The 8,132-nt window shown below is 71.1% G+C and carries 8 protein-coding genes, 1 tRNA gene and 1 pseudogene; 7 read left to right on the top strand and 3 right to left on the bottom strand.

Translation table 11 applies throughout. The annotated features are described in order from the left end of the window. The first annotated feature begins 145 nt into the window (after positions 1–145). The 3 genes and pseudogenes from WEB03_RS01325 (at position 146) to WEB03_RS01315 (ending at position 2,500) form a co-directional block, all read left to right on the top strand. Positions 146–1,171 carry a hypothetical protein gene (locus tag WEB03_RS01325; protein WP_368069168.1) on the top strand — a complete coding sequence of 342 codons (1,026 nt, stop codon included), beginning with the start codon at positions 146–148 and terminating at the stop codon, positions 1,169–1,171. A gap of 186 nt (positions 1,172–1,357) precedes the next feature. After that, positions 1,358–1,423 (top strand): annotated as a pseudogene (locus WEB03_RS01320) (Arm DNA-binding domain-containing protein); the annotation flags it as partial. A 306-nt stretch (positions 1,424–1,729) separates the two neighbouring features. Then, positions 1,730–2,500, top strand: a complete 771-nt coding sequence (locus WEB03_RS01315; RefSeq protein WP_368069169.1) for a tyrosine-type recombinase/integrase — start codon at positions 1,730–1,732, stop codon at positions 2,498–2,500. 41 nt (positions 2,501–2,541) lie between these two features. Here WEB03_RS01315 and WEB03_RS01310 read toward each other — a convergent pair whose 3' ends face one another. The 3 genes from WEB03_RS01310 to WEB03_RS01300 form a co-directional block, all read right to left on the bottom strand. Continuing rightward, positions 2,542–2,889, bottom strand: coding sequence for a type II toxin-antitoxin system RelE/ParE family toxin (locus WEB03_RS01310; protein ID WP_368069167.1), 348 nt, complete (start codon positions 2,887–2,889; stop codon positions 2,542–2,544). Beyond that, entirely contained in the window at positions 2,847–3,032 is a 186-nt protein-coding gene (locus WEB03_RS01305; RefSeq protein ID WP_368069166.1) for an addiction module protein, read from the bottom strand. The genes WEB03_RS01310 and WEB03_RS01305 overlap by 43 nt, the downstream gene beginning before the upstream one ends. A 255-nt stretch (positions 3,033–3,287) precedes the next feature. After that, positions 3,288–3,359: transfer RNA gene (locus WEB03_RS01300), tRNA-Arg, on the bottom strand. Between the two features lie 137 nt (positions 3,360–3,496). Here WEB03_RS01300 and WEB03_RS01295 point away from each other — a divergent pair. From WEB03_RS01295 to WEB03_RS01280, 4 genes are all read left to right on the top strand, one after another. Beyond that, positions 3,497–3,871 carry a response regulator transcription factor gene (locus WEB03_RS01295; protein WP_368069165.1) on the top strand — a complete coding sequence of 125 codons (375 nt, stop codon included), beginning with the start codon at positions 3,497–3,499 and terminating at the stop codon, positions 3,869–3,871. A gap of 86 nt (positions 3,872–3,957) precedes the next feature. Beyond that, entirely contained in the window at positions 3,958–5,778 is a 1,821-nt protein-coding gene (gene argS / locus WEB03_RS01290) for an arginine--tRNA ligase (RefSeq protein ID WP_368069164.1), read from the top strand. A 2-nt stretch (positions 5,779–5,780) separates the two neighbouring features. Beyond that, complete coding sequence (gene lysA, locus WEB03_RS01285) at positions 5,781–7,082, top strand: diaminopimelate decarboxylase (protein WP_368069163.1); 1,302 nt, start codon at positions 5,781–5,783, stop codon at positions 7,080–7,082. After that, positions 7,079–8,032, top strand: coding sequence for a GNAT family N-acetyltransferase (locus WEB03_RS01280; protein ID WP_368069162.1), 954 nt, complete (start codon positions 7,079–7,081; stop codon positions 8,030–8,032). Before lysA ends, WEB03_RS01280 begins: the two co-directional genes overlap by 4 nt. The last annotated feature ends 100 nt before the right edge of the window (positions 8,033–8,132 follow it).

Genomic DNA, 8,132 nt, shown 5'->3' with positions numbered 1-8,132 from the left:
AACCTGCGTGCCCGCCGCCGTCTGGCCGACGCCGGCCTGCTCACGGGCCCCACCCTCCAGACCGCCGACGGCACGCCGTTCCGGGTCGGTGACCGGATCGTCTGCCTGAAAAACCGCCCCCGCCTCGGGGTCGTCAACGGCACCCGTGCCACCATCACCGGCATCGACCCCGACAACCGCACGATCACCGCCGTCGACGACCACGGCACCCCGCTGCGGCTGCCGTCCGACTACCTCGACGCCGGACACCTCATCCACGGCTACGCCATCACCGGCCACAACCCAAGGGCTGACTGTCCATCACACCTACACCCTCGGCTCGCCCGATCTCTACCGCGAATGGGGCTACGTCGCGCTGTCCCGCGGCCGCCACACCAACCGCCTCTACCTCACCGACACCACCGACCTCGACGACCAGCTGCGCCAGCACCACCACGAGCCAGCCGACGACCCCCACCGACGGCTCACCGCAGCCCTCAACCGCAGCCGCGCGCACACCCCCGTCGCGGACGTCGCCGACCTCGGCACCCGCATCCGCCGCCTCGAACAGCACCTACACCGGCCCGACATCCGACATGCGCTCGATCTCGACGCCCACCGTCAGCAACTCGCCGACCGTCGAGACCAGCAACGTCGGCTCGCCGACGCCACCCGCCGCCAGCTCGACGAACTGCCCGCCACCCCACTCCCGCGCCACCGTCGCCAACGACAGCAACTCGTCGCTCAGCACGACACCGCACAACGTCATGCCGGCGAGCTCGACCAGGCCATCGCCGCCGCCGACGAGCAGCTCGCCCGGCTGCCCGACCCCACCCTCATCGGGCGCGAACGAGCCCGGCTGGTCGCCCTCAACAGCGAGCTACGCGACGAGGCCGCGCGAGCCGTCGCCAGCTACCGCCGCCGTCCACCCGCCTGGCTGGTCGACGCGCTCGGTCCTCCACCCACCGACCCCACCATCCACCCACACTGGACCGCCGCCGCTGAGGCCATCGTGCGTCACCGACGGCGCTGGAACATCACCCACCCGACGCGGGCGCTCGGCGCTCGCCCTACGAGCCCTACCCAGTCCGACGAGCAGCGGCAGCTCACCCGCAACATCAACGACCTGCGAACCGCGATCGCCAACGACGAACGACGACAACGGACGAGCCAGCGCGTTCTCACCCGATAACGATCCACAGCACGTCGTCGCACCCGGGCGGTAGACCGTCTCAAGCTGCGCGACAGTCTCACGACGGACAGGAGGAACGATGAACGGTGTCTAAAAGTATTCGACCAAGGCCGGCGATCGCTGGCGCATCGTCTACGACAGCCCGCCCGTCGCTGATCCCGAAACGGTGAGGTCAAGCGGCGGCAGACGCAACGGCGCGGGTTCACCCGCGAGAAGGATGCCAAGCAGGCGTTGCGCGAGGTCCTCGGTGATGTGGATGACGGCAGCTACATCGACCCGGACCGGATCACCCTTGTCGCCTACCTGACCGACGAATGGCTGCCCTCTATCAAGCCGCGTTCAGCCGACGCGGCACGGCGCCATCGGGGCACGGTGTCCGTGGCGACCCACGCGCTCTACAGCGGCGACGTCCGGCGGTACGTGGTGCCACACCTCGGCGCCACACGCCTACAGGCGCTCACCCCCGCCGACCTGGATGGTCTGTACGACCACCCGGAACGCCGCGGTGGTCAGAACGGCGCCCCACTATCGGCGAAGTCGGTCGCGCGGATCGCGGGGATGCTCCACAAGGCGCTGTCCGATGCCGTCAAGAAGCACGGCAGGCTCAAGCGCAACCCCGCCGACGCCGTGTCGCCGCCGACAGCCGACGAAGCCGAGAGCGACTGGTGGTCCGTCGAGGAGCTGCGGACGTTCCTCCGCCATGTCGCCGGCGACGACCTGTACGCCGCATGGCTGCTGTTCGCCACCACCGGCGCCCGGCTCGGCGAGGTCGCGGGACTGACCTGGGACGACCTCGACCTCGACACAGGCTGGGTCCGGGTCGACTGGACCCTCGGCATCGTCGACCAGAAGGTGACCTGGAAGCCACGCCCCAAGTCCAAGGCCGGTGAGCGCAAGATGGCGCTGGACCCGGCGACCGTGCAGGCACTGAAAGATCATCGCAAGCGGCAGCTCGAAACACGGATGCTCGCCGGACCCGCGTGGCAGGACACATTCACCGACTGGCAGGGCCTGCGCCGGTCCGGGCTGCTGTGGACCTACGAAGACGGAACCCCGATCAGGCCCGGCACGTTCTACGAGCGGTTCGTCCACCGGGCGGCGATGGCCCGCCTGCCACACATCCCGCTGCACGCGGTCCGCCACTCCTACGCATCGGCCGCGCTGGCGTCGGCGACCGGCTGGCACGATGTCAAGGTCATCTCGCAGCGGCTCGGTCACGCCAACGTCGCCATCACCCTGGACACCTACGCCCACGTCCTCCCCGCAGCCGACGAAACCATCGCGCACACCCTCGCCAACGTGATCCTCAACGGCGACCGACCACGCTGACGATCCCGCGCGGCCCCGGTTCTCACCGACCGCTGGAAGGCTCAGCCCTCCAGCCGCGAGCGCACGACGGCAGGGTCACGCCGGTAATGCGTCACCGCGATGACCCGCACGAGGTCCGCGTCGTCATCGAGCACGAACCAGACGAAGTACGGGAACACCCGGAGTGCCGCCCGACGAACCTCGCGGTGGACGGTGCGAAACAGACGCGGCGACTCTGCGCTGCGAGTCACGGCGGCCGCCAGCTCGTCGAGGAACCGACCGATCTGTTCGGGTGCACGACCGGCATACCAGTCGACCGCATCGGTGATGTCCTGCTCGGCGGCAGGGCGGATGATGACCCGACGTGTCACCGAAAGCGGCTGCGCAATTCGGCCTCTACCTCGCCCCACGAACGTCCAGCGTCCGGATCGTTGCGCAGGTCCGCGAGCCGGTCATCCAGCAGATCGCGCTCAGCCTGGGTGACCTCCAGCTCATCGACCTCGATCGACTGCCAGAGCTGACCGATGAGCTCAAGCCGGTCGGCCTGGCTCAACCGGCTCACCCGATCGCGGAGCGCCTGATCAACCATGCCAGCCATTCTACCCGCGCACGTGCGCCGCGTCCCAGCCTCCAGGACCCCGCTGCGGGGGCCGGCCCAGCCCACGTCGCACACCGTCGTGAACCCGTCATCCTCACGGCGAGCGATCAGCGTGAGCGATCCGTTTTGTTGTCAAATTGTTGCCACGAGCGGTGCTCAGCGTGCCAAGTCCCCCGTAGACGCCCGCCCGAATATCGGTGTTTTGGCAAGTACCCCCGGTAGGAATCGAACCTACGCTTCTGGCTCCGGAGGCCAGTGCTCTATCCACTGAGCTACGGGGGCGTGGGGGCGTGCTCGTGGCGCGGCCCGACGGTCGAGAACCGTACCAGTCGCCGACGCCCGCTCGGAGCGCCGCCGGGTGAGCACGACGCGGCTAGCGTCGTCGCACCTCCCCGTCATCGCCCCAGAGGAACCGCCCCGTGGTCCGCGTCCTCGCCGTCGATGACGACCCGATCATCCTGCGGCTGCTGCAGCTCAACCTCGAGCTCGAGGGTCACGAGGTCATCACGGCAGCCGATGGTGAAGCGGGTCTCGCTGCGGTCCGTGACGAGCGTCCGCAGGTGGTCCTCCTCGACGTGATGATGCCGAGGATGGACGGGTTCGAGGTCTGCGCTGCCGTCCGCGCTGACGACGATCCCGACGTCGCGGCGACGCCGATCGTGATCCTGTCAGCCAAGGCCCAGGAGGCGGACGTCAACGCCGGCTTGGGCGCCGGAGCGGACGCGTACGTCACGAAGCCGTTCGACCCGCTCGAGCTCATCGACCTGGTGGTCCGGCTGGCCGGGGACGCCTGACCCACCGGCCCGGCGTGGGCCGGTGCGGCGAGGGCCGTACGCTCCGCGGTCCCGCCACCTGCCACCTCGACGTCGCCGGAGCTCCCGTGGCCCGCCCAGAGCTGCACGATCCCGTCCTGGCCGACCTCGCCGCCCGCATCCGGGCCGCCCTGGTCGCCGCCGGGCTGCCCGACACCGACCCCGCGCTCGAACGGCCCAAGCAGGCCGACCACGGGGACTGGGCGACGACGGTCGCGCTCCGTCTCGCCAAGCCGGCCAAGCGACCGCCGCGTGAGATCGCCCAGGTGGTCCTCGACCACCTCGAGCTGCCCGACGTCGTGGCGGAGGCGGACATCGCCGGGCCGGGGTTCGTCAACTTCCGGTTCGCTCACCGCTACCACCAGGACCTGGTCCGTCGCATCCTCGCCGAGGGGCTGCGGTACGCACGGACCGAGCTCGCCGACGATCAGCGCGAGACCGTCAACGTCGAGTTCGTCTCCGCCAACCCGACGGGTCCGCTGCACGTCGGTGCCGGTCGCTGGGCCGCGACGGGCGACGCGATCGCCGAGCTGCTCGAGGCCGCGGGCCACGCGGTCAGCCGCGAGTACTACGTCAACGACGCGGGTGAGCAGATCCGGCGCTTCGGCGAGTCGGTGGTGCTGGTGGCCGAGGGCCGCGAGCTCACCGAGGACCACTACCGCGGCAGCTACGTGGCCGACATCGCGGCGGACCTGCGCGCCGAACACGGTGATGCGCTGTTCACCACGACCGGGGTCGACGCCCCGACGCTGGCCGGTGGTGGCGCCGAGCACGCCGCCGGTCCCGGCAGCGATCTCGTCGAGGACGCGGCTGCGGAGCCGAGCGGTCTCGTGGACCCTCAGGTCGCCGCACGGGTCGGTGTGCTGGCGGTCGAGTCCATGCGCCAGCGCATCGAGACCCAGCTCCACGAGCTCGGCGTCGACTTCGACGTGTGGTTCTCGGAAACCTCGCTCCACGAGAGCGGTGCGATCGCCGCGACCGTGGCCCAGCTGATATCGGACGGTCAGACCTACGAGCACGACGGTGCGGTCTTCCTGCGCACCGAGGCTCACGGGGACGACAAGGATCGGGTGCTGATCCGTTCCGATGGGCGCCCCACCTACTTCGCCGCCGACTGCGCCTACATCCGCGACAAGTGGGCGCGCGTCTCGGGCGGGGACGGCACCGGAGGCGGGGGCAGGTTGATCTACCTCCTCGGCGCCGACCACCACGGCTACGTCGCCCGGTTGCACGCCGCGGCGGCCTGCCTCGGCATCCCGGTCGACCGGGTCGAGATCCGGATCGGGCAGCTGGTCAACCTGCTCCGTGGAGGCCAGCCGGTCAAGATGTCGAAGCGTGCGGGCGAGACCATCGACCTCGACGAGGTGGTCGAGGAGGTCGGCGTGGACGTGACCCGCTACGCGTTCCTGCGCCAGAGCCTCGACTCGACCGTCGACTTCGACCTGGCGGTGGTCACCCAGCAGTCGATGGAGAACCCGGTCTACTACGTCCAGTACGCCCACGCGCGGATCAGTTCGATCCTCCGGGCGGCCGACGAGCGCGGTTTCGATCCCGGGCCGATCGCGGACGCCGACCTGGCGCTGCTCGACCACCCGGCCGAGCTCGAGCTGCTCACAGCCATGGCCCAGCTGCCGCTGGTGGTCGCCGAGGCCGCCGAGCTGCGCGCCACCCAGCGGCTCGCCCGGTACGCCGAGGAGCTCGCCGGCACCTTCCACCGCTTCTACACCGAGTGCCGGATCCTGGCGCCGGACGTTCCGGACCGGACGGCCGACGAGACGCGCCGGCTCGAGGAGCTCGGTCGTGCTCGCTACCACCTCGCTCTCGCCGCCAAGCAGGTCCTCGCCGACGCGCTCGGCCTGCTGCGTGTGGCCGCACCCGAACGGCTGTGACCATGCCCGGACCCTGGCCCCTCAACGCCGAGCGGGACGCCGACGGCGTCCTGCACGTCGGTGGTGTCTCCGTCACCGACCTCGCCCGCGACCACGGCACGCCCCTGTGGGTCGTCGACGAGGGTGATCTGCGCGAACGCTGTCGGCGCTACGTCAGCGGGTTCCCCGGCGTCGAGGTCGCCTACGCCTCGAAGGCGTGGTGCACCGTCGGGATCCTGCAGATCGTCGACGATGAGGGGCTGCTGGTCGACGTGGCCTCCGAGGGTGAGCTGCACACCGCCCTGGTCGCGGGGATCGACCCGGCCAAGCTCATCCACCACGGCAACAACAAGGGCGAGTCCGAGCTGGACCGGGCGCTCGAGGTCGGTCTCGGGCGCATCGTCGTCGACTCGTTCGACGAGCTCGAGCGGCTCGAGCGTCTGGCCGCCGCCCGTGACACCGTCGCGCAGGTGTGGCTGCGCATCACCCCGGGCATCGACGCGCACACCCACGAGTACGTGCGCACCGGTCACGACGACGCGAAGTTCGGTTTCACCCTGTCGCTCGGGCTCGCCGACCAGGCGATGCTCGCTGCGCGCGACCTCGACCACGTCGAGGTCGTCGGCATCCACGCGCACATCGGCTCGCAGATCTTCGGCACCGACCCGTTCATCGCCAACGCGGACGTCTGCCTCGAGCTCATGGCGCGCTGGCGTGACGAGCACGGTGTCACCCTCACCGAGCTGAACCTCGGCGGTGGCATGGGGATCCGCTACACCCACGAGGACCACCCGGTCGAGGTCTCCCGCTACGGCAAGGCGGTGCTCGAGGCGGTCAGCGACGCATGCGGGCGGCTCGACTTCCCCCGTCCGCGGCTCGTGGTCGAGCCCGGACGCGCGATCGTCGGACCGTCGACCCTCACCCTCTACGAGGTCGGCACGGTCAAACCGCTGCCGGGGCTGACGACGTGGGTCTCGGTGGACGGCGGGATGGGGGACAACATCCGCCCGGCCCTCTACGACGCCGTCCACGAGGTGATGCTCGCCAGCCGCGCGAGCGCCGTCGAACCCCGCTCGGTGACGGTCGTCGGCAAGCACTGCGAGTCGGGCGACCTCGTGCGCGAGCACGCCCCGCTGCCGGGCGATCTGGCCGTCGGTGACCTGCTCGCCGTCGCGGCCACGGGTGCCTACACCGCGTCGATGGCGTCGAACTACAACCGCCTGCCGCGGCCCGGTGCCGTGCTCGTGAAGGACGGTCAGGCGCACGAGCTGCTGCGCCGCGAGACGCTCGACGACCTCGTCAGCCGGGATGTCCCGGTCCGATGAGCGCGGACGCGCCGCGCACCGACCCGGCCGGCGACCCCAAGCTCCGGCGGCTCGACGAGCGGCTCGGCTTGGCCATCAGCCGTGCCGGCAGCTCACCGCGGACGCTGGTGACCTACGCCCGCGACCACGTGAGCGTGCGGACCCCGTCGCGGCCCGACTTCCGCGACGGCAACACCATCGACCTCGAGTCCCCACCGGTGCCCGGCGACCTGACCGCGTGGGTCGACCGGTTCGGCGAGACCACCGGCCGACTCGGCGTCCGGCACGTGCAGCTGCGGTGGGAGACACCGTTGCGCCCCGACGCGCCCGCCGAGGTGCCGGCCACCGACCCGGAACTGTCCCGGGCGTGCGCCCATCTCGGCATGCAGCTGCACGCCACGACCGTGCTGCTGCTCGGTGAGCCCGTCGCCCCGCCCGAGGCGCCCGCCGAACTCGTGACGGTCACCCCGCCCTCGAGCGTCCCACGGCCGCGCGGCGCTGGCGTCGAGGTGCGTGCCGACGACACCCCGGTCGAGGTGGAGCGTCGCTGGCACGCGATCAGCGTCCTCGACCGGTACGCAACCGGCGAGACCCCCGACGACTGGCGCGCCAGCGATCCCGAGTTCACCGCCTGGGCGGTCGACGTGCAGCGTGAGCTCGCGGCCGCGGGACGCGCGACGATCTGGCTGGCGCTCCGCCACGGCGGACCCGTCGCGAAGGCGGTCCTGCTGCACGATCGGCAGGGCTTGGCGACGATCGAGGATGTCGTTGTCCACCCCGTCCACCGCAGGATCGGCATCGCGTCGGCGCTGACCCACCGGGCCGTCGCCGCGCACCTCGCGGCGGAGCCGGGCAGCCGCATCGGCCTCGGTGCCGATCCCGCTGGTCCGGCCGACCACCTCTACCGACGGCTCGGTTTCCGCCCGCACGCCACGGTGTGGACCGCGCTGCGCCTCCCCGCGTCCCGCTGAGTGCCGCGGGCCGGCCGCTCGGCGCCCTGAGGGCTGCGGGATCAAGCGGCGAGGTCGAGGTGGGTGCCGGTGGCCAGGCGCAGTTCCTGGTGGAGGATGG

The organism is Nitriliruptor sp., from assembly GCF_040882075.1.
GTDB lineage: Bacteria > Actinomycetota > Nitriliruptoria > Nitriliruptorales > Nitriliruptoraceae > Nitriliruptor.
Note: the sequence above shows the minus strand (reverse complement) of the source record. Positions and strands in the feature narration are given on the sequence as shown.

Excerpts from the sequence above, each read along its gene's own strand:
- lysA (WP_368069163.1), top strand. The coding sequence starts at position 5,781 with ATGCCCGGACCCTGGCCCCTCAACGCCGAGCGGGACGCCGACGGCGTC.
- WEB03_RS01280 (WP_368069162.1), top strand. The coding sequence starts at position 7,079 with ATGAGCGCGGACGCGCCGCGCACCGACCCGGCCGGCGACCCCAAGCTC.
- WEB03_RS01315 (WP_368069169.1), top strand. The coding sequence starts at position 1,730 with ATGCTCCACAAGGCGCTGTCCGATGCCGTCAAGAAGCACGGCAGGCTC.